This is a genomic window from Terrabacter sp. NPDC080008, from assembly GCF_040702505.1.
Classification (GTDB): domain Bacteria; phylum Actinomycetota; class Actinomycetes; order Actinomycetales; family Dermatophilaceae; genus Terrabacter.
Map to the genome: position 1 here is coordinate 125,081 of NZ_JBFBLC010000003.1, position 26,304 is coordinate 151,384.

Sequence of the window (26,304 nt, forward strand, 5' to 3'; positions counted from 1 at the left end):
GATCCGGGCTGGGTCAGGGCAACGGCGCGGCCGAGACGTGCACGACGGTCGAGAGCGCGTCCGCCGACGGGGGGCCGGCCGTGCCGATGAGCCACTCGCACCACAACGCGGCACACAGCCGCGCCACGAGCTGGCCCAGCTCGTAGGAGGAGTCGGCGCCCAGGGTCACCGACAGCGGGCCGACGTCGGCGGTGCCCGACTCGAAGCCGTGCAGGGCCGTCCGGACCGCCCGCGACACCGCCTCGGCCCGGCTCTCGGGACCTGCTTGGGCGATGCCGACCTCCCTGGCCTCCGGGCTGCCGGGCTCGACGCCCAGGGCCGCCCGCACGGCCTCCACCCGGCCGTAGCCGAACCAGTCGCCGGGGCCGGTGCGCACGAGGTCGCGCGCGCGGGCGTGCGGCTCGGAGGGCTCGTCGACGAGGGCGTCGGGCAGCCCGCGCACCACGGCGGCCGGGACGGCGGAGACCTTGCCCTTGACCAGGTCGGCGGCGGCTGCGACCTCGTCCGCGACGGCGCGTGCCGTCACCTCGAGCGGCTTGCCGTCGGCGTCGGACCCGCCGCGCAGGTCATCCAGCACTCGCAGCCCGTGTGCCCCGAGGGCGAAGTCGACCTGGCCGACGCGCCAGGGCCGGCCAGCCGTGTCGCTGAGGACGACCCCGACGCGTACGCCGTGGCGGGCCACGAGCGCGTCGTGGAGCTGCTCGCAGACGGCGTCCGGCTCGTGGGGGAGCAGCAGCCAGCCGCCCCGCTCGCCCGTGTTGGAGCCGTCGACGCCGGCGGCCGCCATGACCGGGCCCGCCTTGGCCCGCACGACGCGGGTCAGCCGGTCCCCGACCGCCCGCTCGGCCACGACGTACTCGCTCTCGCCGCTGACCACGCCCTCCTTGTCCTCGGCGTGGGCCACGAGGCCCAGGGCCTTGCTCGCGACCTTGCTCGAGACCACGACGACGTCGCCGTCGGCGAGCTGCACTCCGGCGTGGTCGAGCCCCGCCTGGAGCACGTCGACGAGGTCGTCGCCCTCCACCACCTCGGGTATGCCGGTGAGCGGGGTGACGACAACGGGTGCGGTCACGCGCTGGCCCGTGCCGCGCGCAGGCGCACGCCGAGGTCGAGGGCGGCGCCGGCCATGTCGGCGGCCGCCTCGACCGAGCTCATCAGCAGCGGGCGGCGTACCACCTCGAGGCCGGGCCGCTCGCGCATCGGGTCGTCCTCGTCCACGAGCCAGCCGTCGAGGAAGTCCGCGTAGAGACCGGCCACACCGGAGCTGGTCTCCTCGACCCCGATGGTGCGCAGGCACACGTCGGCGTGGCCCCGGACAGGCCGGCCCCCCACGAGAGGGGAGACGCCCACGACGGGGGCGCGGGTGCCGCGCAGGGCGTCCCGCACCCCGGGCACGCCGAGGATGATGCCGATCGAGACGACCGGGTTGCTGGGCGGCAGCAGGACCAGGTCGGCCTCGCGGATGGCGTCGAGCACGCCGGGGCCCGCCGTCGCGCGGTCGAGGCCTGCGACGACGAAGCGCTCTGCGGGCAGCGCGGCGCGGTGGCGCACCCACCACTCCTGGAAGTGGATGGCGCGGCGCTCGCCGTCGTCGTCCACGACGACGTGGGTCTCGACCGGGGTGTCGGTCATCGGGAGCAGCCGCACGCCCAGATCCCCGAGCCCCCAGCGGGCAGAAAGGCGCTCGACGACGGCACTGAGCGGCATACCCTGGCCCAGCAGCTGCGAGCGATACACGTGGGTGGCGAAGTCCTTGTCGCCGAGGGTGAACCACTGCGGCTCGGCGCCGAGGGCGGAGAGCTCCGCGGCGAGGCTGTGGGTCTCGTCCGCCCGTCCCCAGCCCTGACCCTCGTGGATGCCGCCGCCGAGGGTGTAGAGCAGCGTGTCGATGTCGGGGCACACCCGCAGCCCGAAGAGCGTGATGTCGTCGCCGGTGTTGCCGATGACGGTGAGCTCGAGCGGTTCGGCGGGGTCGTGGCCCCCGGCGTCGGCGGTGCGTCGGACGTGCTCGAGCAGGCCGCGGAGGAACCGGGCGCCGCCGACTCCTCCGGCCAGGGCGGTGATGCGCATGCCCCAATCCTCTCAGCACGCCGTCCGGAGGGGCTTGCCCGGGTGCGGCGGCGCAAAGTCAGGGGGCGAATATCACCAAGCCGCTTGACGGGATGGGTATGACACGCATGTAATTCCATTGTTGTAGTCGGTCGGGTCACGTGGCTGGGCGAGCCGGAGCATTTTGTCCGGAACCTCCGAAATGCGATGCCGCTCGGTGCGACAGTGCTGACACACAGGTGCAGTCAGGGTCGAGGAGGGGTCATGCACGAGCTGATGGTGGTCTGGTCGGACACGGGCGAGCAGGAGGGTGAGCTCTCCTGGCAGGAGCGCTCGCTCTGTGCCCAGACCGACCCGGAGGCGTTCTTCCCGGAGAAGGGCGGCTCCACGCGCGAGGCCAAGAAGGTCTGCGTCGGGTGCGAGGTGCGGTCCGAGTGCCTCGAATACGCCCTGTCCAACGACGAGCGCTTCGGCATCTGGGGCGGACTGTCCGAGCGGGAGCGCCGCAAGCTGAAGAAGCGCGCGGTCTGAGCGTGAAGCGCAGGCCCGGCCCGTCCCAGGCGTCCGGGTGAAGGTAGCCGCTGTGCCCGACGAGCTCGCCCGAGACCAGAGCACCCCCGCGACCGCGGGCGGTGCGTCCTACGTGTCGCTGACCGCCCCTCCCTCCACCGGGCAGCGCACGAGCGGGGCGGTCGACGCGGTCGTCGTCGTGCACAACGGTGCCGCGTGGCTGGCCCAGTGTCTCGACGGCCTGGCCGCCCAGACACTGCCGCCCGCGCGTCTGGTCGTCGTCGACGTCGCGAGCAGCGACTCCTCGGCCGCCATCGCGCAGGCCCACGCGGGCGTCCGCCGGGCCGTCCCGTCCGTCGAGGTCCTCCGCCTCGACAAGCGCGTGCCCGTCGGCCGCGCCATCCAGCGCGGCGTCGAGGCGCTTCCCGTCCCGGCCGACCCCTCGTCCAGCTGGGTGTGGGTGCTCCACGACGACACCGTGCCGCGGGCCAACGCGCTGGCGCAGCTCCTGCAGGCCGGGCTGCGATCCCGGTCGGTCGGCGTGGCAGGGCCCAAGATCGTCAGCTGGGAGGACCCCCGGCGCCTGGTCGAGATGGGCATCCAGATCACCCGCACCGGCCGTCGCCTCGCGTCGCCGGCTCGCGGTGAGGCCGACCAGGGGCAGTACGACACCCGCGCCGACGTCCTCGCGGTCAGCACCAGCGGCATGCTGGTGCGCCGCTCCGTCTGGGACGACCTGGGCGGCTTCGACCGGGCGTTCGTGGAGCACGGCTCCGACCTCGACTTCGGCTGGCGTGCGCAGCTCGCCGGCCACCGCGTCGTCGTCGTCCCCGCCGCCGTCGTACGCGACGCCTCGGCCAGCCTCGACGGGGAGCGCCCCGGCGTGGCCGGCTCCCGGGACCTCGAGCGGCGCGGTCGCCGGGCCGCCCGGCAGGTGACCCTCGCGCGGTGCTCGCCGCTCGCGGCGCCGTTCCTCGCGCTGTGGATGGCGCTGTCCGCCGTCGTCGCCTCGCTGACCCTGCTGCTCGCCAAGCGCCCGCGACTGGCCTGGCGCGAGCTGACCGACGTGAGCGCGCTGCTGCACCCCTTCGCCACGCTGGCTGCCCGTTGGCGCGGCCGCGCGACCAAGCGTCTGCGCCGTGACCACCTCGGCACCCTGTTCGTCGCGCCCACCGTCGCCGCGCGCACGACCATCGACCACATCCAGGACGCCATCACGCCCGAGCGGGTTCGCGCCCGGCACGAGGCCCTCACCACCAGCACCGAGACCGGGCCGGTCGCCGACGACTCGGAGTCGCTGGACAATCTTCCGGCATCCCTGCCCCGTCGGGTCGCCACCCATCCCGGCTTCCTCGCGGCGGTGGCCGTGCTCGTGGCGACGGTGGCGGCCTGGCGCGACGCCCTGCGCGCCGGAGCGCTGTCGCCGACCAACGCCGGTGTCGCGGGCGGCGAGCTGCGCCCGGTGACCACCGACTCCTACGGCCTCTGGCACGCGTTCCGCGACGCCTGGCACGGTGCCGGCTTCGGCACGGGCGCCGAGTCCGGGCCGCACCTGGCCGTGCTGTCGGCCCTCACCTGGCTCGCCGAGCGAGTGCCCGGCGTCGCCGAGAGCCGCTCGAGCGCCGGGGTCACCGTGGCCTGGCTGCTCTTCCTCACCCCGGTGCTCGCCACCTGGTCGGCCTACCTCGCCGGGCGAGTGGTGAGCAGCTCCCGGGTGGCCCGCGCCGTCGGAGCGCTGGCGTGGGGCACCGCTGGAGTGGCCACCACGGCGCTGGCGCACGGCCGGGTCACCGTGTCGGTCGTCCACATCCTGCTTCCCTTCGTGCTGGCCGGCTTCTGCCTCGCAGCCCGGCGCGACGGCACCTTCACCGCCACCTTCGCCACGGCCCTCGCCACCGCAGTGCTCGGCGCCTTCGCGCCGCCCCTGCTGGCGCTCTCTGTCGTCGCAGCCCTGCTCCTGCTCGTGCTGGGCCCCGGCCTGCGCCGGGTTCGCGCCCTCGTGCTGCTCCTCGTGCCCGTCGCGCTCCTCGGGCCCTGGGTGGTGCGGTTCGTCGACGACCCGCGCCTGCTCCTGTCCGGGGCAGGTCTGCTCTCGACCGGCGACGACCGCGGAGTCCTCGGGGTGCTGGCCCTGGTCCTCGGTGCCCCCGGCGCCGGGACCTGGGCCGTCTGGCTCGGCGCGCCGCTCGTGGTCCTCGGGGTGCTCGGCCTCGCCGTCCGCGGGCGCAGCCGCTCCGAGTCGGTCGGCCTCGCGGTCGGTGGCCTTCTCGCGCTCGTCGGACTCGCCGGTGCGCTGGCCTCCGCGCACGTCGTGCTCGGCTCCGCCGAGACCGGCGTCGGCCGGTCGGCCTCCGCTCATCTCTGGGCCGGGCTGGGCGTGCAGCTGTGGGTCGCCGGCCTCGTCGTCGGCCTGCTCGCCGGCAGCCGGCCGGTGCTGGCCGCGCTCGCCGGCCCCCGTGGCCGCTGGACCTTCGCGGCGGCGACCGTGGCCGCCGCACTCGCCGTCGTGCCGGTCGTCGGCAGCGCGGCGCTGTGGGGCGTCGACGGCATCGGACGCACCCTGTCCGTCGGCCAGGCCACCCTGCCGGCCGTGGCCGTGGAGCAGGGCAGGGGCGCGCTGGGCAACCGCCTGCTCCTCCTGCGACCGTCCGACACGGTCGTCGACTTCGTGCTCGCGGGCCAGGAGCCCGGCGAGCTGCTGCGCGACCTCGACCGGGCTCCCGACGCCGACGAGACGCCGCTCGTCGACGCCGTGGCCGACATCGTCGGGGGACGCAGCGCCGACTCGCTCGACTCCACGGCCCTGGCCCGCCTCGGCATCGGCTTCGTGCAGGTGCGTGGCACGGCCGACTCGGCGGTCGCGCGCCGGCTCGACTCCGCCCAGGGGCTCAGCCGCCTCGGCACGAGCGAGCGCGGCACCCTGTGGAAGGTCCAGCCGCTCCGTCCCGTCAAGGGCGTCGCCCCCGCCACGGCTCCTTCGCGGGCCCGTCTGGTCGACGCCAAGGGGCGCCTGCTGCAGGTGGTGCCGACCTCAGGGCCGCACGCTGCGGTGGTAACCACGCTGGCAGCCGGTGACGGCGCGCGCTTCCTGGTCCTCGCCGAGCCGGCCCAGTGGTCGCAGCAGGCGCTGGTCACCTTCGACGGGCGCGAGTTGCAGCCCGTGGCCGGGAGGGCCCAGCCGACGTATGCCGTGCCGCCCACCGCTGGAGCGCTGAACGTCGACCTCGCCGCCGCCGAACCGTGGTGGCGACTGGCTCAGGCCGTGCTGCTCGGCTTCGTGGTGTTCATGGCAGTGCCCTTCGGCAACCGACGGTCCAGGAGACGCTCGTGAGCAACGTGACCGGGATCCTCCGGGCCAGCGTGGTGGCGCTGGCTGCCGCCGGCCTCGCCGTGGGCGCCACCCGGGTCGGCGGCTCGCTCCAGCTCGCCGCCGCGAGCGGGCGTGCCGGCCTCCCCGAGGCCTCAAGCGTGCTCGTCGACCAGTCCACGCTCGTGTGCCCCGGCCAGCAGCGCCTCGGGGCGACCGGCCTGCGCGACGTCAAGGGCACCGTGACGGTCGGCGCGGCCTCCGCGGCCGCCGGTGTCGTCGCCGGCGCCCCCTCCGGCGCCACGGGCACGGTGCAGCTGCTGGGCGGTCCGTCCTCCCGCGGCCTCGGCCAGACCTCCGATCGCGGGTCCGTGGTGTCGGCCGCGAGCTCGACCGCCGACCCGGTCTTCGCCCGCGCCGGCGGGGGACTGGCCCCTGGACTCGTTGCCACGCAGGTCTGGCGCCACACTGGCGACGACGACCGTGGCCTGGCCGTCACTCCCTGCCAGCTGCCCTCGTCGGACGTGTGGCTGGTCGGAGGCGGCGGCGGCGCGTCGCGCACCGAGCGGGTCATCGTGACCAACCCCGGCGCCAACGCGGTCACCGTCTCCTTCGACGTGCTCGGCCGTGCCGGGCGCATCGATGCGGCGGCCGGTCGCACGATGTCGATCGCGCCGCTGTCCCGCGAGGTGCTCTCGCTCGACGCGGTGGCCCCCGACGAGCCGTCACCGGTGGTCCACGTCACCGCGACCGGAGGCGTGGTCGCTGCCGTCCTCGACGAGCAGTGGATCGACGGCGCGACCGGTCGGGGCATCGACGACGCCACCCGCGCGGCCGCTCCCGGCAAGGACCTCGTCGTGCCCGCGGTCGAGACCGGTGGCGCCGTCTGGCTCCGGCTGGCCAACCCCGGGGACACCGAGGCCCTGGCCCAGGTGCGCCTGCTCACCGACAAGGGGGCGGTGCAGCCGGACAACCTCCGCGCCGTGCGCGTCCCGGCCGGTTCCACGGTGGACGTGTCGGTGCCCGGCAACGCCGCGCCGATGGGCGTCGGGATCCGCTCCGACCAGGCACTCGTCGCAGCCGCGTGGACCGAGCGGCGTGCGGCGACGGCCGACCGGATGGGCGACTTCGCCTGGACGCCGGCCACGCCCGCGATCCGCAACGTCGCCGGCGTGGTGCTGCCCGCGCTGGGCGGTACGACCAAGCGGCTGCTCCTCACGGCCGGTCCGGCTCCCGCCACCGTGCAGGTGCGGCTCGGCTCCGGTGACGCCGCCCGCGTCTCCACGGTCTCGGTGGCGGCCGACTCGACCGCTGTCGTCGACGCGGGCGACGCCGACTCCGTGTGGGTCGTGCCGGGCACCGGTAGCGGCGCCGTGCGTGGTGCCGTCTCGGTCTCCGGCGTCGACGGGGGCGTGCCCTTCCTGTCGGTGGCCTCCCTCAGCGAGGCACCGGTGCGGGCCCAGTCCGTGCCCGTTCGTCAGGTCCGCAACTAGCCGGGCCCTCCGGCGTGCGCGCCGGACGGCTCACTCGCCGAAGCCGGGGTCGAGCTCCTCGGGAGATACGCCCAGCAGACCGGCGACCTGCTCGGTGACGATGTCGGCGACGAGGGCCGCGACGTCACGACGGTCGGTGACCCGCGTCTCGACGGGCCGCCTGTAGACGACGATGCGCGCCGGACGTGCGCCGGTCGCCGGGTAGAGCCGGCCCAGCGGCACCTCACGGTGGTCCCACGGCGCGGGGCCGCGCGGCACGTCCTCGACCGCGAACTCGACGGCCGGGAAGGCCCGACCGCACGTGGCCTCCAACCGCGCCGCGGCGTCGAGGACGAAGTCGTCGAACTCGTCCCGGCGCGAGGCCATCGCCGGCACCGGCGGCCACGCCAGCGGCCCGCGCCGTCCACGACCGTGTCGGTCGCGCCGTCGGTGACGGCCCGTGGTGCGGGGCTGGGCAGTGTCCACGGCTCCACTCTAGATCGGCGCCGACGACGCCCGGCTCCGACGCTCCGCGTCGGGCGCCCGCCCGACGGGACGGCATACGGCCCTCGATCGTGCTGGGGACGGCGTGGTGTTTCGTCCTCCCCGGGAGGTCGGGCTAGAGTCCCCGATCGTGGGTCTGACACGTGGTTGCTCGAAGACGGGATGCGCCCGTCCTGCCGTCGCAACCCTGACCTACGCGTACGCCGACCGCGCGGTCGTCGTGGGCCCGCTGGCGACGTACGCCGAGCCGCACACCTACGACCTGTGCCTCGAGCACGCCGAGCGCATGACCGCGCCGCGCGGCTGGGAGGTCGTGCGCGTGGGTGGGGAGTTCCCGGAGCCGACGCTCGCGACCGACGACCTGCTGGCCCTCGCCGACGCCGTCAGGGAGGCCGGCCGGCCGCGCCAGGCACGTCCGACCGAGGCGCGCCCGTCGTCGTCGCGGGGGCAGGCGAACGTCGAGGCCGAGTCCGGTGCGGTCGAGTCGGGCCGTCGCGGTCACCTGCGGATCCTCAAGGACTCCTGAGCACTAGTCTGTTCGGCGTGCCGCACCTCGCAGACTTCGTCAAGGCCTACGACGTACGTGGGATCGTGCCCGACCAGCTCTCCCCGGAGGTGGCCGAGGCGATCGGCGCCGCGTTCGCCGAGGTCGTGGCCGTGCCCGACGGCGCACCCGGGATCGTCATCGGACACGACATGCGCCCGAGCTCCCCGGAGCTGTCCGCCGCCTTCGCCGCCGGTGTGACCTCCCGCGGGGTCGACGTGACCCTCATCGGGCTGTGCTCGACCGACGGGCTCTACTACGCCAGCGGCGCGCTCGACCTTCCCGGCGCCATGTTCACCGCCAGCCACAACCCGGCCCGCTACAACGGCATCAAGCTGTGCCGCTCGGCCGCCCGGCCGGTCGGGCAGGACTCGGGACTCGCCGAGATCCGCGACCTCGCCCAGTGGATGATCGGCGGCGGAAGCGGGCTGGCGCGCCCGGCGGGCGGCCCCGGCTCCGTCACGACCCGCGACCTCCTCGGCGACTACGCGGCCTTCCTGCGCGGGCTCGTCGACCTCTCCGGCTCGCGGCCGCTCAAGGTCGTCGTCGACGCGGGCAACGGCATGGGCGGCCACACCGTCCCGGCGGTGCTCGGCACGGGCGCGGGCCTGCCCGCCCTGCCGCTCGAGATCGTCCCGCTCTACTTCGAGCTCGACGGCACGTTCCCCAACCACGAGGCCAACCCGCTCGACCCCGCGAACCTCGTCGACCTTCAGGCTGCCGTGCGCGAGCACGGCGCCGACCTGGGCCTCGCCTTCGACGGCGACGCCGACCGTTGCTTCGTCGTCGACGCCGACGGCGAGCCCGTGTCACCGAGCGCCGTCACGGGGCTGGTCGCGGTCCGCGAGATCGCGCGGGCGCGGGCCGCCGGGGACGCCGAGGTGGCCGTCGTGCACAACGTCATCTCGAGTGCTGCCGTCGCCGAGGTCGTCGCGGAGCAGGGGGCCCGGCCGGTGCGCACGCGCGTGGGCCACTCCTTCATCAAGGCCGAGATGGCCCGCGCCGGAGCGGTCTTCGGCGGCGAGCACTCCGCCCACTACTACTTCCGTGACTTCTGGTTCGCCGACACCGGCATGCTCGCCGCGATGCACGTGCTGGCGGCGCTCGGCGAGCAGGAGCGTCCACTCTCGCAGCTCTGTGCCGAGTACGAGCGCTACGTGGCGTCCGGCGAGATCAACTCGACGGTCGACGACCAGGCCGCCGTCGTGGAGCAGGTGCGCGCCTGGGCGCAGGTCCGGGGCGCGCGTACCGACGAGCTCGACGGTCTTACGGTCAGCTGCCCCGAGGACCACCAGCCGTCGTGGTGGTTCAACGTCCGCGCCTCCAACACCGAGCCGCTGCTGCGACTCAACGTCGAGGCGGCCGACCGTGAGACGATGCAGCACGTGCGCGACGAGCTGCTCGCCCTGATCCGGTCGGCACCCGACGCCGCGCAGGACGACCCGTCCACCAGAACCGGCGACGCCCCGTCGCAGGCCCAGCCCGACCCCGCCGCAGGAGATGCTTCGTGAGCCAGAGCCAGCAGACCATCGAGCCGTGGCTGCGCGGCATCCTCCGCTGCCCGCAGTGCAAGGGCGAGCTCACCGACGCCGTCCACGGCGCCGGTGACACCGAGGTCGCCGAGCTGCGCTGCGACACCTGCCGTCTGGCGTATCCCGTCGAGGACGGCGTCCCCGTCCTGCTCGTCGAGCTCGCCCGCAGCACCGACAGCTGAACGCCGTGGGCGCCGTGTTCGACGAGGCGCGCCTCGACGACGAGGGCGCCCTGGTGGCCCTCGACTCCGGCGAGACCCTCCGGGCGCTCGCCGGCGCCGGCGCCCAGGTGCGCCGCACCATCGCCGCTGCTGGGGAGGCCGGCCTCGACCGTCTCCGCGACGTCGGGCCGCGCGGGGTCGTCGTCGCCGCAGCGGGCGGGTCCGCCGCCGTGGCCGAGATCTTCGAGGCCCTCTCGCGCGGAGCCTCCGCCCTTCCCGTCCAGAGCTGCTCTTCGGGGTCGCTCCCGGGCTGGGTCGGAGCCCTGGACGTCGTGCTGGCGGTCTCCCAGTCCGGCCGGGCGGCCGGGACACTTGCGCTGGCCGCCGAGGCGGCCCGCCGCGGCGCCTTCCTGGTGACGGTCGGTGCCGCCGACTCACCGCTGGCCGACGTGTGCGCCCGCGCCCACGGCGTGCACGTGCCGATCCCCGTCGAAGGGTCCTCCTCGCGCACCTCCGTGTGGGCCCAGGCCACGCCGGCGCTGCTGGCCGCGGACGCGATGGGACTGGCGTCCGTCAGCCTCGAGACGCTGGGCGCCCTCGCCGACGTGCTCGACCGCACCGCGTGGGAGGTCGGCCCTGCCTCCGAGTCCTTCGTCAACCCGGCGAAGCTGCTCGCCGCCGACCTCGCCGAGTCGACACCCATCGTGCTCGGTGAGGGGGCGTTCGGGGACGTCACGGCGCGCCGGGCCGCGGCCATGTTCGGGCGCACGGGCCGGGTCCCGGTCGCGCACGGCTGCCTGCCCGACGCCGCGAGCCAGATCGTGGCCTGCTTCGACGGTCCGCTCGCACCGGGGCAGTCCGGCGGCGGCGGTAGCGACGACATCTTCGCCGACCCGTTCCTCGACGGCCCCACGCGGCCACCGCTGCGCCTCGTCATGCTGCGCGACACCTCCCCGGGCGACGGGCACGCCCTCGCCGAGACGATCGTCTCCGTCGCGCAGGACGCGGGCGTACGCGTGTCGCTCGTCGACGCCGCCGCCCCCGAGCCGCTGCTCCGGCTCGCCCACCACGTGGCCGTCACGGACTTCGCCGCCACCTACGTCGCGCTCGGCTTCGGTTTCGACCCGGCCACCTCGCCGCACGTGCGGCTGCTCCGGGGTGCGCGCGGCGCAGAGAACACCCCGGGCTGAGGAGGCGTCTGCGCCCGGCCAGCCGAGGGCGTACGCCCCGGGTCGGCAGGGCGGTGCACCGGCGTACGCGAGTCGTCACCTTTCGGGAGCCCCGCCGGCGTCCCCGCGCCCACGTAGGCTGCCCCGGTGGAACCGCACTTCGACCTCGCGATCATCGGCAGTGGCTCGGGCAACGCCCTCGTCACGCCCGACTTCGACGACAAGCGCGTCGCCGTCATCGAGGGCGGCACCTTCGGCGGCACGTGCCTCAACGTCGGCTGCATCCCGACGAAGATGTTCGTCTACGCAGCGGACCTGGCCCGCGACGTGCGCGAGGCCCGCCGCTACGGGGTCGACGCCACCCTCGAGGGGGTGCGGTGGACCGACGTCCGCGACCGCATCTTCGGCCGCATCGACCCCATCTCCGAGGGCGGGAGGAAGTACCGCCAGGACGGGCCCAACACCACCGCCTACCTCGGGCACGCCCGGTTCACCGGCGAGCGGCGGCTCGCCGTGGCGCTGCCCGACGGCCAGGAGGAGAGCCTGACAGCCGACCAGGTCGTCGTCGCGGCGGGCGCCCACCCGGTCGTGCCGGACGTCGTCACCGACTCCGGGGTGCCGTTCCACACCTCCGACACGATCATGCGCATCGACGAGCTCCCCGAGCGCATGGCCATCCTCGGTGGTGGCTTCATCGCGGCCGAGATGGCCCACGTCTTCGCCTCCTTCGGCGTGCACGTCACGGTGCTCGCGCGCGCCTCGCACCTGCTGCGCCACCTCGACACCGGGATCGCCGAGCGGTTCACCGACCTGGCGCGCGAGCAGTGGGACGTCCGCACCGGGACCAACGTCGTCGGCGTCGAGCGCGGTGCCGGGGGAGCGGGGGTGCGGCTGCGGCTCGACAGCGCCGCGGTGGTCGAGGCCGACCTGCTGCTGGTCGCCACGGGCCGCCGGGCCAACACCGCCCGTCTGGGCGTCGAGGCCGGTGGCCTGCGGCTGCTCGACGACGGGCGCATCGAGGTCGACGAGTACGGCCGCACCGCCGCGCCCGGCGTCTGGGCCCTCGGCGACGTCAGCGCTCCCTACCAGCTCAAGCACGTGGCGAACGCCGAGGCCAGGACCATCGCGCACAACCTCGTGCACCCCGACGACCTCCGACCGCTGCCCCACCGCCACGTGCCGTCGGGCGTCTTCAGCCACCCGCAGATCGCGACCGTCGGCCTGACCGAGGAGGAGTGCGTCGACCGCGGTCTCAGGCACTCCACCTACGTGCAGGCCTACGGCGACACGGCATACGGCTGGGCGATGGAGGACACGACGAGCGTGTGCAAGCTCATCGCCGACCCGTCCACCGGGCTGCTGCTCGGCGCCCACCTCATGGGGCCGCAGGCCACGACTCTCATCCAGCCGCTGGTGCAGGGGATGGCGCTCGGCACCACCGTCCAGCAGCTGGCCCGGGGGCAGTACTGGATCCACCCCGCCCTGTCGGAGGTCGTCGAGAACGCCCTGCTGGGACTGCGCCTCGACGCGCCGCCGGTCTCAGCGGACTCCCAGACGACCCTAGGATGACGGCATGGCAGGCGGACTCGTAGCCCTCCTCGACGACGTCGCGGCTCTCGTGAAGCTCGCCGCCGCGTCGGTGGACGACGTCGGGGCCGCCGCGGCCAAGGCCAGCGTCAAGGCGACCGGCGTCGTCGTCGACGACACGGCGGTCACGCCGCGCTACGTCGAGGGCCTGGCGCCCGAGCGCGAGCTGCCGATCATCCGGCGGATCGCGGTGGGATCGCTGCGCAACAAGCTGCTCGTGATTCTGCCGGTCATCATGGTGCTGAGCCAGTTCCTGCCGTGGCTGCTCACCCCGATCCTCATGGTCGGCGGCACCTACCTCGCCTACGAGGGCGCGGAGAAGGTCTGGGAGGTCCTGTCGGGACACCGCGCCGAACAGGCTGCGGCCGGCCAGGTCGACGAGGACGCCGTCGTGTCCGGCGCCGTGCGCACCGACTTCATCCTCTCGGCAGAGATCATGGTCATCGCGCTCAACGAGGTCGACACCGAGCCCTTCCTGACGCGCCTGATCGTCCTCGCCATCGTCGCCGTGCTCATCACGGCGCTCGTCTACGGCGTCGTCGGGCTCATCGTGAAGATGGACGACGTCGGGCTGGCCCTCGCCCAGCGCGAGTCGCGCACCTCGCAGCGCATCGGGCACGCCCTCGTCAAGGGGATGCCGCGGCTGCTCTCGGTGCTCTCGACGGTCGGGATCGCTGCCATGCTGTGGGTCGGCGGCCACATCCTGCTCGTCGGGGTGGACGAGCTCGGGTGGCACGGACCGTACTCGCTGGTGCATCACCTCGAGGACGCCGTGCACGGCGTGGCCGGTGTCGGCGGCCTGCTCGCCTGGATCGTCAACACCCTCGCCTCCGCCCTCGTCGGTCTCGTCGTCGGCGCGGTCGTCGTCGCCGTGCTGCACCTGATCCCGCGCCGGGACAAGCACGACCAGGTCGCCGACGCGCACTGATCCGGCCGGAGCCACCCGGGCGCCAGCGGCACCGGTTCGGCGGGGTCTCCGAACGTCAGGCTCGACACGGCGTTCGGGCGCGAACCGGGCCCGCGGCTAGAATGGCTGCCTGCCGGCGTGGGTGATGACCCGCCATGACAGCCCAGAGGGGCGCGCCGGGTCTGCACACCGACGATCAAAGGAAGCGATCACTCATGTCCTTCGACTACAAGGTTGCCGACCTGAGCCTTGCCGAGGCCGGCCGACACCAGCTCCGACTCGCCGAGCACGAGATGCCCGGCCTGATGGCGATCCGCGAGGAGTACGCCGAGGCCCAGCCGCTCAAGGGCGCCCGCATCGCGGGCTCGCTGCACATGACCGTGCAGACCGCCGTCCTCATCGAGACCCTCACCGCGCTCGGGGCCGAGGTCCGCTGGGCCTCCTGCAACATCTACTCGACCCAGGACGAGGCCGCCGCGGCCGTCGTCGTGGGTCCCAACGGCACGCCGGACGACCTGCAGGGCGTGCCCGTCTTCGCCTGGAAGGGCGAGACGCTCCCCGAGTACTGGTGGTGCACCGACCAGATCCTCACCTGGCCCGGCGGTGAGGGCCCGAACATGATCCTCGACGACGGTGGCGACGCAACGATGCTCGTCCACAAGGGCCGCGAGTGGGAGCAGGCCGGCCAGGTGCCGCCCACCACCGACGAGGACTCCGAGGAGTTCGGCGTCTTCAAGGAGCTCGTGCGCCAGACGCTGGCCACCGACCCGCAGAAGTGGACCACGGTCGCCGCCGGCATCAAGGGCGTCACCGAGGAGACCACGACCGGCGTGCACCGCCTCTACCAGCTGGCCGAGGCCGGCGAGCTGCTCTTCCCGGCGATCAACGTCAACGACGCGGTCACCAAGAGCAAGTTCGACAACACCTACGGCTGCCGCCACTCGCTCATCGACGGCCTCAACCGCGCGACCGACGTCCTCATCGGCGGCAAGGTCGCCGTCGTCGCCGGCTACGGCGACGTGGGCAAGGGCTGCGCCGAGTCGCTCCGCGGCCAGGGCGCCCGCGTCATCGTCACCGAGATCGACCCCATCTGCGCGCTGCAGGCTGCGATGGAGGGCTTCCAGGTCGCCCGCCTGGAGGACGTCGTCGAGACCGCCGACATCTTCATCACCACCACCGGCTGCTACGACGTCATCACCGCCGAGCACATGACGAAGATGAAGAACAAGGCGATCGTGGCCAACATCGGGCACTTCGACAACGAGATCGACATGGCGGGTCTGGCCCGCGTGCCCGGCATCACGAAGACCCAGATCAAGCCGCAGGTCCACGAGTGGACCTTCGAGAGCGGCAGCTCGATCATCGTGCTGTCCGAGGGTCGCCTGATGAACCTCGGCAACGCCACCGGCCACCCGAGCTTCGTCATGAGCAACAGCTTCAGCAACCAGACCATCGCGCAGATCGAGCTGTTCACGAAGACCTCCGAGTACGACAAGAAGGTCTACACGCTGCCGAAGCACCTCGACGAGAAGGTCGCCCGCCTGCACCTCGACGCCCTCGGCGTGAAGCTCACCGAGCTGACCAAGGGCCAGGCCGAGTACCTCGGCGTCGACGTCGCCGGCCCGTACAAGCCGGACCACTACCGCTACTGAGCGAGCGGCCCTGAGGGCCTGAACTCACCGCTTGCGTATGCCGCCCACCTCGTGAGGTGGGCGGCATACGTGCGTCCGGGGCGGCCCTAAAACGGGGCAGGCTCAGCGGGGTGCGCGCAGCAGCACGTACTGGGCGCCGCGCTGCTCGACGGTCCAGTGGACCTGCGCCGTGAGGGCCTCAACGACGGGCTGGTCCTTGCCGAGCAGCGCGTAGCTGCAGTGCGTCCTGGCGAGGTAGGACTGCCAGCCGGGGGCCGCGTGCTCGAAGTCGATGTGCTGCCGGACGTGACCGGTGGCGTAGACCTCGACCCGACCGTCGATGGTCGGCCGCACGTTCGGGTGACGCCAGATCAGCCAGCCGCCCACGCCGTAGTCGTTGCAGACGACGGTGCCGGCCGGCAGGGCCGAGAGGCGGGCGTCGAGGTCGCTCGCGCCCCACGTCGGCACCGCAGCCCGAGCCGGCAGGATCACTGCCGCGACGACCAGGCCGAGCGCGGTGAGCCCCACCGTCAGGACGGTCTCGCGCCGGGCCGCCGGCTCGCGCTCTGCCGGCAGCAGGGTCTGGATGGTGGCAGCGGCCACCGGGGCGATGACCGCGGCCCCGACCGCGACGGTGCGGGCGTAGAGCAGGGCCAGGCCGATCGCCAGGCCGACGAGCAGCACCTCGGTCCAGCGCACCGGCCGACGGGAACGGGCCCAGATGAGCACCACGGCCGCGGCGAGGACCAGGAAGCCGAGGAAGCCGGGCTGGCGCACCGACGGCGGCATCCACTCCTCGATGAACTGCGTCGTCTCGTTGACCGCGAAGGGTGACAGCAGCAGGCTCGGCCCGGTCGGCGTGACGGCGGCGGCGGCGAGCGAGGCGAGCGGGACGGCAGCCAGCCGCAGCCACTGGCGTGGCCCGACCACCCGGTCGAGGGCGATGCCGACCACCGCCACGACGCCGATCGCGACCCCGAAGAACCACATGCCGTGCGAGCAGGCCCACAGCCACGTCGCCGGGACGAGCCACCACCGGGGCCGGCCGTCGCGGGAGGACCGCAGCCACGCCGCGGTGAAGGCCACGCAGAAGGCGAAGGAGACCAGCTGCGGCCGCAGCGACAGGCTCTGGCTCATCGCGACGCACGTCACCGACGTGACGGCCGCCGCGGCCAGCAGGCAGGCCCGGGCCCGGGTGGCGCGCCAGAGCGTCAGCCCGATCGCGGCCACCCCGAGCGGGAGGAGCCAGGCCACGCCGGGCAGCCCGAGCACCTGCTGCACCGCGCTCATGAGCAGCTCGGGCAGCCACTCGTGCAGCCGCCACGGCTGCGTGGACATCGTGCTCCACGGGTCGGGGCCGTTGAACGTCCACGTCCGGCGCAGGTAGTCGCCGGCCGCGACGTGCCAGAAGGTGTCGGGATCACCCACCGGACGAGTGCTCAGCAGCACCGCGACGAGCAGCACGAGCCCGGGCAGCGCCTGCCTGACCCGGAGCGGCAAGGGCCCCCGGCGGGCCGGGGAGGCCGGGTCGGCGGAGGCCGTGCCGTAGCCGGCCTCATCCGGAAGACCGGCCTCTGGCTCGGCCGTCGCGGCAGCGCCCCTGATCTCGCTCGTCACCCGGAGATCATCCCCGCTGCCGCGCTGCGACGGGGCGGTTTGTGCGGATTGGGCTGTGAGCCGGACGGACCGCCCGAAGGCCCGACGGCCTCGCGTGGCACGATGGCCGCACCGACCGACCCACTACCGACCCGACACCTCTTCTGGCAGGGAACCCCATGAAGAAGCTCCTGACCGGTGCGCTGGCGCTCATGCTGTCCGCCTCGCTCGCAGCCTGCTCCACGTCGGACGGGTCCGGTGCGCAGCCGTCGACCACCGGTCCGGCCGTGACGAGCTCCAGCACGGAGACCCCCGGCACCGACACCGCGGCACCGGGCGACACGGTGTCCTCGGCCGCCGTCCCGACGACCGCAGCACCGGCGGACCAGTCGACCCCCGAGGCGGCGATGACCTCCTGGCTCGCGGCGATGGTGTCGGGCGACGGCAACACGGTGTGCCAGCTGATGTCGACGAACGGCAAGCCGATCCCGAGCATCCCCGGCGCGGCCGCGGCCTGCGGGAAGAAGATCACGCCGATGCTCGACCAGCTCAAGGAGCTGGGAGCCGCCTTCAAGGGGCTGAAGATCACCGGCGCCACGGTCAAGGGCGACACCGCCTCGTTCGAGAGCGTCACGACCGAGCCGGCGCTCGCGGCCGACGTCGTGCGCAGCTTCAAGGCCGTCCGGGTCGGGGGCAAGTGGTACATCACCCAGAGCTGACGGCGAGCCGCTGACCGCTAGCGGCCGTATGCGTGAGCGCACCTCCCGGGCGCCGGCCAAGGCGCGGCATACGCCCGGGGAACGGCACGGCATACGGCCTCGGCGCCGCTGCCGCACGTCAGCGTGAGGTCAGGGGTGTGTGATGATTTGGTCAGGACGTACGGGGCGCGCCGGCGCGGCTCCGGGGAGGAGTGTGTCGTGAAGGGTCGGGTACTGGTCGTCGACGACGACCTCGCACTCGCCGAGATGCTCGGGATCGTGCTGCGCAACGAGGGGCTCGAGGTCACGCACGTGGCCGACGGCTCGGAGGCGCTGGCCGCGTTCCGGGACTCGCGAGCCGACCTGGTGCTGCTCGACGTCATGCTCCCCGGCCTCGACGGCATGGAGGTGTGCCGCCGCATCCGCGCCGAGAGCGGCGTCCCGATCGTCATGCTGACCGCCCGCACCGACACCGTCGACGTCGTCGTCGGCCTCGAGTCCGGCGCCGACGACTACGTCGTGAAGCCGTTCAAGCCGCAGGAGCTCATCGCCCGGGTGCGCGCCCGCCTGCGCCGCGGCGACGAGCCCGCCCCCGAGAAGCTCTCGATCGGTGACCTCGAGATCGACGTCGCGGGCCATTCGGTCAAGCGCGACGGCCACCCGCTGTCGCTGACGCCGCTCGAGTTCGACCTGCTCGTGGCGCTCGCGCGCAAGCCGTGGCAGGTCTTCACCCGCGAGGTGCTGCTCGAGCAGGTGTGGGGGTACCGGCACGCGGGGGACACCCGCCTCGTCAACGTCCACGTCCAGCGGCTGCGCTCCAAGATCGAGCACGACCCCGAGCGGCCCGAGATCGTCGTGACGGTCCGCGGCGTGGGCTACAAGGCGGGCCCGTCCTGACATGAGCCCGCGCGCGGCCACCAGCAGACCCGCGGGCTGGGCCTCGTGGGTCGGGTCCGTGCTGCGCGGCCTCTGGCACCGGGTGCTCCACCTGTGGCGGGCCTCGCTCGGCTTCCGAGTCGTCGTCGTGACGATGCTGCTCGGCATCCTGGTCCTCGCCGCCGTCGGCACCTACCTCTACGGCTCGATCGCGCAGGGCCTGGTCGACAGCCGGCAGCGGATCGCCGCCGAGGACAGCCTCCGCGACGCGACCGATGCGCAGGGCCAGTTCGACTCCACCGACCAGACCGACACGCAGGCGAAGCTGACGCAGTTCGCCACGACGCTCATCAACTCCTACCGGCGTGACGCCGGCAACGAGACGCGCTACGTCGTGCTCACCCGCTTCGACGACAACCCCTCGCCGGTCATCGTGGGCCCGATCGAGAGCGGCAGCGTCGGCGTCCGCTTCATCCCCGACGAGCTGCGCCGCGAGGTCGCGGCCCAGCCCAAGCGCCAGCACCTGCAGGTGGCGACCATCGAGGAGGGCAACACCAGCGTCTCGGCCGTCATCGTGGGGCAGAAGGTCGTGCTGCCGGTCGCGGGCGACTACGGGCTCTACTTCATCTACCCGATGGACCGCGAGCGAGAGATCATCAACTTCATCGGGCAGACCTTCCTCTTCGGTGGCGCTGCCCTGACCCTGCTCATCGGTGCCATCGCGTTCGTCGTGACCCGGCTCGTGGCCGACCCGGTGCGGCGGGCGGCCGCCGTCGCCGAGCGCTTCGCCGAGGGCAACCTCAACGAGCGCATGCGCGCCAAGGGCGAGGACGACCTCGCCCGCCTCGCCAACTCCTTCAACGGGATGGCGGCCTCGCTCCAGCAGCAGATCGGCCAGCTCGAGAACCTCTCGCGCGTCCAGCAGCGGTTCGTCTCGGACGTGTCGCACGAGCTGCGCACGCCGCTGACGACGATCCGCATGGCCGGCGACCTCATCCACGACTCCCGCGGCGACTTCGAGCCGACGGTCGCACGCTCCGCTGAGCTGCTGCGCGGCGAGCTCGACCGTTTCGAGTCCCTGCTCAGCGACCTGCTCGAGATCTCGCGGTTCGACGCCGGCGCGGCCGAGCTCGAGGTCGAGGCGAGCGACCTGCGCGGATGTGTCGAGCGGGCCGTCGACGCGCACCGCACGCTGGCAGCGCGCAAGGGCACCCAGCTGGTCGTCAACACCCCGCCGAGTCCGGTGATCGCCGACATGGACTCGCGCCGGATCGAGCGCATCCTGCGCAACCTCGTCTCCAACGCGGTCGAGCACGGCGAGGGCCGGCCCGTCGAGGTCACCATCGGCTCCAACGACACCGCCGTCGCGGTGACCGTGCGCGACCACGGGGTTGGACTGCGGCCCGGCGAGGCGGCCCTGGTCTTCACCCGGTTCTGGCGGGCCGACCCCGCTCGGGCCCGTACCACCGGGGGCACGGGGCTGGGCCTGGCGATCGCCCTGGAGGACGCGCGCCTGCACGGTGGCCGGCTCGAGGCCTGGGGCGCGCTCGGCGAGGGGTCGTGCTTCCGGCTCACGCTCCCGCGCAGGGCCGGGGCCACCATCACCGGCTCGCCGCTGCCGCTCAGCCCGCTCCTCGCGGAGGCGGCCCGGGCACGGGCCGGGGCGCCGGGCGACTCCGGGGGCGACGGCGCGCCGGGCGCCGGCCCGAGGGCCGGGGACCCCGCGGGCACGTCCAGTGCGGCCGACGACGACACGGTCCGGCTGCGCCGCATCGTGGTCGAGCGCGCGCCGTGAGAAGGCGCTGGCTCGTGGGCCTGCTCGTCGCGGCCTGCCTGCTCCTCGCCGGCTGCGGGGGCCTGCCCAGCAGCGGGCCCGTGGTCGACGGCCGGGCCCTCGGTGAGGTGCTGAACGAACCGGTGCGCGTCGTGGCCGTGGGCCCACTCGACGGAGCGAGCCAGGAGGCGATCGTCCGCGGGTTCCTGCGGGCGGGGGAGGACACCGACGAGACGCATGCGACCGGCCAGATGTTCCTCGCTCCCCAGTCGCTCGACCTGTGGCGCTGGTCGAGCGAGGACGTCGTGGTCTACGACGGCGACGTCACCCTGCGCCGCATCGACGCGGACACGATCGAGGTCAGCGCGTCCGTCCTCGCGCGGCTCACACCCGATGGCCGCTATCTCGAACAGCCCCCCGGCGCGCGAGAGACGGTCACCTTCGGGCTGACCAAGGTCGGGGGCGAGTGGCGGCTCGAGCTGCCGCCGGAGGGGTTCGGGCTGTGGCTCGACATCGACCAGTTCAACCGCGTCTACACCAACCGCTTCGTCTACTACGTCAGCCGCGGCGGCCGAGACCTCGTGCCCGACTCGCGGTGGTTCCCCATCGGCACCCGCCTCGCCACGACCCTGGCGCGCGCGCAGCTGAGCGCGGTACCCGACTACCTGAGCGGAGCCGTCACCACCGGCGTGCCCGCGGGCACCCGCCTGGCGGTCAACGCCGTGCCGGTCGCGAGCGGCAAGGCCCAGGTCAACCTCAGCAGCGAGGCACTGTCTGCAGACCCGGCCGCCCGCGCTGCCATGTGGGCCCAGCTGACCAAGACGCTGAGCCAGGTCTCGTCGGTGGGTTCGGTCTCCCTGGCCGTGGACAACACGCCGCTCGAGCTGCCCGGAGGCATCACCTCGGTGGCCTCTGCGGCAGATCTCGGCTACGACGTCGTCCAGCGAGCCTTCTCGGACACGGCCCTGCTGCGCAGCGGCGACACCCTGCGCCGCATCGACCCGCGCTACGTGCCGGACATCCAGCCCGCCAAGCGCCCGGACCTGAAGCCCAAGGGCGGCGACGTCGCGCAGATCCCCGACTCGTGGGTCGACCTCGCCCTGTCCGACGACGGCAAGCAGGTCGCCGGGGTGTCGACGGACCGGACCCTGCTGTCGGTCTGGCGCAGCACCGACCAGCCCCGACGGTTCTCCTCCTTCGCCTCGTCGCTGACCCGCCCGGTCTACGACACCAACGGCTACCTCTGGGTCGGCGGTCGTGACGCCGCGGGGCGTGGTCGGGTGTTCGCGCTGGACGCCGTCTCCAGCGACCCCGCCTCGGCGCCCAAGCCGGTGAGCGTGCCGTGGCTGGGCGGTCGTCGGGTCAAGGCGCTGTCGGTGTCGCCGGACGGCGCGCGAGTGCTGGTCCTGAACACCGACACGAACGGCCGGGACGACCGGCTCGACCTCTGCGGGATCGTGCGGGCCACCAACGGCGAGCCGCAGTCCCTGTCCCAGCCGCTGCAGCAGGCGCAGTCGCTGACCCGGATCCAGGCGGTCACCTGGATCGACGCCTTCAGCTTCGCGCTGCTCGGACAGGTGGGCGCGGGCGACCCGATGCGGCCGTGGCTGGCGACGGTCGGCGCCGGCGTCGACGGGACCCGACCGGGCGTCGGTCGCCTCGGCGCGGTGCCGGGCGCCGTCGCCATCACGACCGTCGGGGGGCCGCGTGGGCTCCTGCTCGTCACCAGCGACAAGCGCGTGCTCGCGAGGGCCGGCTCGAACTGGCCGCTCATCGAGCGGGGCAGCGACCTGCTCGTCCCCGGCGGCTGAGCCGGACCTTATCCGAGCAAGGCGCCCTTCCGCCGCCGGCCGTGCCTCTGCCGCGTGACGTGCCGGTGTCCACACGTCTGCGCCGTCGGAGCGGTTCTCCACAGGGCGGCTCCGGACCTCGACCTGCGGGCGCCGGCTGAGGTGTGCTGGGCCCCGTGGGTTCCAGGGACGGTGCGCAGGCAGCACGGCCCAAGGGCGCGTCGGGTCTGGTGGCGCGGCTGCGCTCGTCCGAGCTGGCCGACCTCGTGCTGCCCCGCGAGTGCGGCGGCTGCCTGCGCCCCGGTTCGGACTGGTGCCTGCGGTGCGAACGGGCCCTCGGACAGCTCGCGTTCGTCGCCCCCGCCCTCGGCGCGCCCGCCTTCGGCGCGTCCGCCTTCGGCGCGTCCGCCCTCGGCCTGGCGTCCCGTGCGGGTAGCGGGTGCTCCGCGAGGGCGGAGCCGGCAGGGGCCGGGGGTGGAGGCCCGTGGGTGGTACCGCACCCGGCGCCCACGGACATGCCACCGGTGTATGCGTGGGGCGTCTACGCCGACCCGCTGCGGGCCGTCGTGTCGGCCTGGAAGGACGCCGGACGGCGCGACCTCCTCGCCGTGCTGGTGCCGCTCCTCGCCGAGGCGCTGCACGGGGCGCTGACCGGGTCGGGCTGGCATGAGGGCGTTGCAGTCGTCGTGCCGGCGCCCTCGTCACGGCGCTCGGTGCGCCAGCGCGGCGACACGCCCATGGTCCGGCTGTGCGAGGCGGCCGTGGCAGCCCTGCCCGCTGGACCCGGCCCGGTGCTGCGCGTGGCCCCGGCCCTGCGGCACGTGCGCCGTGTGGAGGACCAGTCGGGCCTGGGCACCGCCGAGCGCCGCGGCAACCTCGGCGGCGCACTCGATGTCGATCCATTGTGGAGCAACGTGATCCGCGGGCGTCGCTGCCTACTGGTCGACGACGTCGTCACGACGGGCGCCACGCTGGCCGAGGCGTCGCGGGCCCTCTGGGCCGCCGGCGCCCACGAGATCGTGGGTGCTTCCATGGCGGCGACGCAGCGCACGAGGGGGTGATCGTCACCGGGGGAACGCCGGCTTGCGAGCGGCGCCTGGGCCGGCGGGGTAACGCCCACGCGAAGCCCTGTGTGTCGGCGGGGGACGGCTACCGGAGTCCTCGCCGCCCCACTAGGGTCGAGGTATGAACCCCCGCCTCGGGGTAGCGGTCGCCGGCCGCCCCGGGACGCGATCGACGGGAAGGGGTGGTGCTGTTTCACCGGTGGGCCTGTCCAAGGTGACCAGAGCCCTGAACCACTCTCACTGCCCCCGCACGAAGAAGACGTGCGCGATCAAGGAGGAACTGTGGAGATCGTCGTCACTGGACGCCACGTCCAGATCCCCGACCGATTCCGTGAGCAGCTCGACGAGCGGCTGGCCAAGGTGCCCGCCCTCGCCCCCAAGGTGCACCGCATCGACGTCGTCGTCACGCACGAACGCGTCGCCCGCGGCTCCGAGAAGGTCGAGATCACGTGCCACGCGAAGGGCCCCGTCATTCGGGCGGAGGCTTGTCTCGACGACAAGTTCGCCGCTCTCGACGCGGCCGTGGACAAGCTCATGGAGCGACTGAGGCGGGTGCACGACAAGCGGCGGGTGAGCCGCGGACGACGAATCCCGGAGTCCGTCGCACGGGCGACAGCGCGAGCCGACGCGTCCGGAGGGGCCTCCCTCGGTGAGCAGGAGCCGCTCGAGAGCGCCAACGGGCAGGTCGACGACCTCGACCGCTTCGGCGCCCTCGGCAACTCGCCGATCGAGGTCCGCGAGAAGATCCACACCGCCGCGCCCATGACCCTGGAGGAGGCCGTGAACCAGATGGAGCTCGTCGGTCACGACTTCTTCCTCTTCCACGACAGCGACACCGACCGGCCGAGCGTGGTCTACCGGCGCCGTGGCTGGAGCTACGGCGTGCTGCACCTCGAGACCGAGGCCGACGCACCGGTGGCCGCCATCGGCTGACGCCCCGCGCGGGTCGGGCCGCCCACGGTCGACCGCGCATCGACAGCGCCCGCTCGGGGCGCTCCTCAACCGGAGGAGCGCCCCGAGTGCCTCCCGGGCGACCGGCACGGCAAGCTTCGGGACGCGCGCCGGCGCCGGGGTGCGGCCGTTCGGTCGGTGCTCTGCGCCAAGATGGGGACGTGAACCTGCCACCCGACGTCATCCGGGTCCTCATCGTCGACGACCACGCCCTCTACCGCCGCGGCCTGCAGACCGTCCTCGCGGTCGAGGACGGCATCGAGGTCGTGGGCGAGGCCGCCGACGGGGTGGAGGCCGTCGACCAGGCGGAGGAGACCCTCCCCGACGTCATCGTCATGGACGTCGGCATGCCCAAGCGCGGGGGCATCGACGCGTGCCGCGTCATCAAGCAGCGCGTCCCGTCCGCGCGGATCCTCATGCTGACCAGCTCCGACGACGAGGCCAACCTCTTCGAGGCGGTCCGGGCCGGCGCCAACGGCTACCTGCTCAAGGACGTGCCGCCCGAGGAGGTCGCGGCCGGCATCCGCAGCGTCTTCCACGGGCAGTCGCTCCTCTCGCCGCTGATGGCCTCCAAGCTGCTCGAGGAGTTCAAGCAGATCAGCCAGCGCGAACCGGCGCCGGCCCCGATGTCGGGGCTCGAGCTGCCGCGCCTGACCGACCGCGAGCTCGAGATCCTCAAGCTCGTCGCCCGCGGCCGCCTCAACCGTGAGATCGCGGGCGAGCTGTTCATCTCCGAGAACACCGTGCGCAACCACATCCGCAACATCCTCGACAAGCTGCAGATGCACTCGCGGATGGAAGCGGCGATGTATGCGGTGCGCCAGCGCCTGATCGACCCCGGCGAGTGACCGGCCAGCCGGCCCGGACCCTGACGCGCGGCCAGGCGCGCCGGGTGGCGCTCGCGGCCCAGGGCTTCCTCGACGCGAGGCCGGAGCCGTTCACCGCCACCATGCGGCACGTGCAGCGCGTCGTCGACCGGGTCGGGGTCGTGCAGATCGACAGCGTCAACGTGCTGACGCGCAGCCAGTACCTCCCGTTCTTCTCGCGCCTCGGGCCCTACGACACCGCGCTGCTGGACCGCGCCCGTGACCGGGCGCCCCGGCGTGTGGTCGAGTACTGGGCCCACGAGGCGAGCCTCGTCCCGCCGTCCACGTGGCCGCTGCTCGACTTCCGCATGCGGGCCGCCGCCGAGAAGGCGTGGGGTGGGATGCGTCGCATCCTGCAGGAGCGACCCGACTACGTGCAGATCGTGCGGGCCGAGGTCGAGGCGCGAGGCCCGCTGACCGCGCGCGAGGTCGAGGTGGCGCTCGCGCACGACCAGCCCCGCCGCACCGATCACTGGGGCTGGAACTGGTCCGACGTCAAGCAGGCGCTCGAGTACCTTTTCTGGGCCGGGCAGATCAGCTCGGCCGGTCGCACGAGCCAGTTCGAGCGCCGGTATGCCGCCCTGACGACCACCGCGCCCCCGGCGCAGCGAGCGGCGTGGACCCACCGCCCCGGCGCCGAGGCCGATGCCGACCGCTACGTCGAGCTGGTGCGCATCGCCGCTCGCGCCCACGGGGTCGCGACCGAGGTGTGCCTGGCCGACTACTTCCGCATCCGCCGCGAGGAGGCCCGCCCCGCCATCGCCCGGCTCGTCGCCGACGGCGAGCTGGTCCCCGTTACCGTGCCCGGCTGGCGGCCGGCGTGGCTGCACGCGCAGGCCCGGCTGCCGCGCCGCGTGCACGCCGAGGCGCTGCTGAGCCCCTTCGACTCCCTGGTCTGGACGCGTGAGCGCATCCACGCCCTGTGGGACTTCCACTACCGGATCGAGATCTACACCCCGGCACACAAGCGCGTGCACGGCTACTACGTGCTGCCCTTCCTGTTCGGTGACGCGCTCGTGGCCCGCTGCGACCTCAAGGCCGACCGCGCCGCCGGCGTGCTGCGCTGCCACCGCGTCACGTGGGAGCCCGGGGCGCCGGCCGAGGCGCGCCCCGCGCTGCTGCGCAACCTCGAGACGATGGCCGCCTGGCTGGGCCTCGACGCCGTCGACGCCCCGCACGAGCCGGCGGCCCGTTGAGCGGGAGGGGGCGACACGGCATACGTCCTCGGGTCATGCTGGAACAGGGCCGCTCACCGATGCGTTGGTCGTTGTGTCCGGAAGGCGGCTAGCCTAGGCGGGTCCCGTGACGTCTCACGG

At 73.7% G+C, this 26,304-nt stretch carries 22 protein-coding genes; 18 read left to right on the top strand and 4 right to left on the bottom strand.

The window, feature by feature from the left end; translation table 11 throughout:
* Nucleotides 1-13: 13 nt before the first annotated feature.
* Together AB0316_RS10800 and cofD are read right to left on the bottom strand one after the other, a co-directional pair.
* Nucleotides 14-1,072 (bottom strand): coenzyme F420-0:L-glutamate ligase, encoded by a 1,059-nt coding sequence (locus AB0316_RS10800; RefSeq protein ID WP_366273016.1) that lies wholly within the window; start codon nt 1,070-1,072, stop codon nt 14-16.
* Nucleotides 1,069-2,070 (bottom strand): 2-phospho-L-lactate transferase, encoded by a 1,002-nt coding sequence (cofD, locus tag AB0316_RS10805; RefSeq protein WP_366273017.1) that lies wholly within the window; start codon nt 2,068-2,070, stop codon nt 1,069-1,071. The genes AB0316_RS10800 and cofD overlap by 4 nt, the downstream gene beginning before the upstream one ends.
* A gap of 243 nt (nt 2,071-2,313) precedes the next feature.
* On the opposite strand from cofD, the gene AB0316_RS10810 reads away from it, so the two are divergent.
* From AB0316_RS10810 to AB0316_RS10820, 3 genes are read left to right on the top strand one after another with little or no spacing between them, the layout of a single operon-like run.
* A complete protein-coding gene (locus AB0316_RS10810; protein ID WP_020143018.1) occupies nt 2,314-2,580 on the top strand; it encodes a WhiB family transcriptional regulator in 267 nt (88 codons plus the stop codon).
* Nucleotides 2,581-2,617: 37 nt separating this feature from the next.
* On the top strand, nt 2,618-5,890 hold the full coding sequence (locus tag AB0316_RS10815; RefSeq protein ID WP_366273018.1) for a glycosyltransferase family 2 protein: 3,273 nt from the start codon (nt 2,618-2,620) through the stop codon (nt 5,888-5,890).
* Nucleotides 5,887-7,359 carry a DUF5719 family protein gene (locus AB0316_RS10820; RefSeq protein WP_366273019.1) on the top strand — a complete coding sequence of 491 codons (1,473 nt, stop codon included), beginning with the start codon at nt 5,887-5,889 and terminating at the stop codon, nt 7,357-7,359. The genes AB0316_RS10815 and AB0316_RS10820 overlap by 4 nt, the downstream gene beginning before the upstream one ends.
* Nucleotides 7,360-7,389: 30 nt before the next feature.
* Here AB0316_RS10820 and AB0316_RS10825 read toward each other — a convergent pair whose 3' ends face one another.
* Nucleotides 7,390-7,824, bottom strand: a complete 435-nt coding sequence (locus tag AB0316_RS10825) for a metallopeptidase family protein (protein ID WP_366273020.1) — start codon at nt 7,822-7,824, stop codon at nt 7,390-7,392.
* Between the two features lie 148 nt (nt 7,825-7,972).
* Between AB0316_RS10825 and AB0316_RS10830 the strand changes: the two genes are divergently transcribed.
* The 7 genes from AB0316_RS10830 (at nt 7,973) to ahcY (ending at nt 15,394) form a co-directional block, all read left to right on the top strand.
* Entirely contained in the window at nt 7,973-8,368 is a 396-nt protein-coding gene (locus tag AB0316_RS10830) for a DUF3499 domain-containing protein (RefSeq protein ID WP_366273021.1), read from the top strand.
* Nucleotides 8,369-8,376: 8 nt separating this feature from the next.
* Nucleotides 8,377-9,897 carry a phosphomannomutase/phosphoglucomutase gene (locus AB0316_RS10835; RefSeq protein WP_366273340.1) on the top strand — a complete coding sequence of 507 codons (1,521 nt, stop codon included), beginning with the start codon at nt 8,377-8,379 and terminating at the stop codon, nt 9,895-9,897.
* The gene (locus AB0316_RS10840; RefSeq protein ID WP_366273022.1) at nt 9,894-10,100 is read left to right on the top strand and encodes a Trm112 family protein; all 207 of its coding nucleotides are present in this window, start codon (nt 9,894-9,896) and stop codon (nt 10,098-10,100) included. Before AB0316_RS10835 ends, AB0316_RS10840 begins: the two co-directional genes overlap by 4 nt.
* Before the next feature lie 5 nt (nt 10,101-10,105).
* A complete protein-coding gene (locus tag AB0316_RS10845; RefSeq protein ID WP_366273023.1) occupies nt 10,106-11,269 on the top strand; it encodes an SIS domain-containing protein in 1,164 nt (387 codons plus the stop codon).
* Nucleotides 11,270-11,395: 126 nt separating this feature from the next.
* Nucleotides 11,396-12,817: a mycothione reductase gene (locus AB0316_RS10850; protein ID WP_366273024.1), complete on the top strand. Its 1,422-nt coding sequence runs from the start codon at nt 11,396-11,398 to the stop codon at nt 12,815-12,817.
* A gap of 4 nt (nt 12,818-12,821) precedes the next feature.
* On the top strand, nt 12,822-13,763 hold the full coding sequence (locus AB0316_RS10855) for a DUF808 domain-containing protein (protein WP_366273025.1): 942 nt from the start codon (nt 12,822-12,824) through the stop codon (nt 13,761-13,763).
* A gap of 194 nt (nt 13,764-13,957) precedes the next feature.
* Complete coding sequence (ahcY, locus tag AB0316_RS10860; protein WP_366273026.1) at nt 13,958-15,394, top strand: adenosylhomocysteinase; 1,437 nt, start codon at nt 13,958-13,960, stop codon at nt 15,392-15,394.
* A 102-nt stretch (nt 15,395-15,496) separates the two neighbouring features.
* On the opposite strand, the gene AB0316_RS10865 is transcribed toward ahcY, so the two are convergent.
* Nucleotides 15,497-16,990 (bottom strand): hypothetical protein, encoded by a 1,494-nt coding sequence (locus tag AB0316_RS10865; RefSeq protein WP_366273027.1) that lies wholly within the window; start codon nt 16,988-16,990, stop codon nt 15,497-15,499.
* A 158-nt stretch (nt 16,991-17,148) separates the two neighbouring features.
* On the opposite strand from AB0316_RS10865, the gene AB0316_RS10870 reads away from it, so the two are divergent.
* From AB0316_RS10870 to AB0316_RS10905, 8 genes are all read left to right on the top strand, one after another.
* Nucleotides 17,149-17,688 (top strand): hypothetical protein, encoded by a 540-nt coding sequence (locus AB0316_RS10870; RefSeq protein WP_366273028.1) that lies wholly within the window; start codon nt 17,149-17,151, stop codon nt 17,686-17,688.
* A 198-nt stretch (nt 17,689-17,886) separates the two neighbouring features.
* A complete protein-coding gene (mtrA, locus tag AB0316_RS10875; protein ID WP_366273029.1) occupies nt 17,887-18,564 on the top strand; it encodes an MtrAB system response regulator MtrA in 678 nt (225 codons plus the stop codon).
* 1 nt (nt 18,565) lies between these two features.
* On the top strand, nt 18,566-20,338 hold the full coding sequence (mtrB, locus tag AB0316_RS10880) for an MtrAB system histidine kinase MtrB (RefSeq protein ID WP_366273030.1): 1,773 nt from the start codon (nt 18,566-18,568) through the stop codon (nt 20,336-20,338).
* A gap of 14 nt (nt 20,339-20,352) precedes the next feature.
* Complete coding sequence (locus AB0316_RS10885) at nt 20,353-22,128, top strand: GerMN domain-containing protein (RefSeq protein WP_366273031.1); 1,776 nt, start codon at nt 20,353-20,355, stop codon at nt 22,126-22,128.
* 155 nt (nt 22,129-22,283) lie between these two features.
* On the top strand, nt 22,284-23,168 hold the full coding sequence (locus AB0316_RS10890; RefSeq protein ID WP_366273032.1) for a phosphoribosyltransferase family protein: 885 nt from the start codon (nt 22,284-22,286) through the stop codon (nt 23,166-23,168).
* 285 nt (nt 23,169-23,453) lie between these two features.
* Entirely contained in the window at nt 23,454-24,104 is a 651-nt protein-coding gene (gene raiA / locus AB0316_RS10895; protein ID WP_366273033.1) for a ribosome-associated translation inhibitor RaiA, read from the top strand.
* A 179-nt stretch (nt 24,105-24,283) separates the two neighbouring features.
* Nucleotides 24,284-24,970 (top strand): response regulator transcription factor, encoded by a 687-nt coding sequence (locus AB0316_RS10900; protein WP_366273034.1) that lies wholly within the window; start codon nt 24,284-24,286, stop codon nt 24,968-24,970.
* Nucleotides 24,967-26,184 (top strand): crosslink repair DNA glycosylase YcaQ family protein, encoded by a 1,218-nt coding sequence (locus AB0316_RS10905; RefSeq protein WP_366273035.1) that lies wholly within the window; start codon nt 24,967-24,969, stop codon nt 26,182-26,184. Before AB0316_RS10900 ends, AB0316_RS10905 begins: the two co-directional genes overlap by 4 nt.
* The last annotated feature ends 120 nt before the right edge of the window (nt 26,185-26,304 follow it).

Excerpts from the sequence above, each read along its gene's own strand:
- AB0316_RS10810 (WP_020143018.1), top strand. The coding sequence starts at position 2,314 with ATGCACGAGCTGATGGTGGTCTGGTCGGACACGGGCGAGCAGGAGGGT.
- ahcY (WP_366273026.1), top strand. The coding sequence starts at position 13,958 with ATGTCCTTCGACTACAAGGTTGCCGACCTGAGCCTTGCCGAGGCCGGC.
- AB0316_RS10855 (WP_366273025.1), top strand. The coding sequence starts at position 12,822 with ATGGCAGGCGGACTCGTAGCCCTCCTCGACGACGTCGCGGCTCTCGTG.
- AB0316_RS10870 (WP_366273028.1), top strand. The coding sequence starts at position 17,149 with ATGAAGAAGCTCCTGACCGGTGCGCTGGCGCTCATGCTGTCCGCCTCG.
- cofD (WP_366273017.1), bottom strand. The coding sequence starts at position 2,070 with ATGCGCATCACCGCCCTGGCCGGAGGAGTCGGCGGCGCCCGGTTCCTC.
- mtrB (WP_366273030.1), top strand. The coding sequence starts at position 18,566 with ATGAGCCCGCGCGCGGCCACCAGCAGACCCGCGGGCTGGGCCTCGTGG.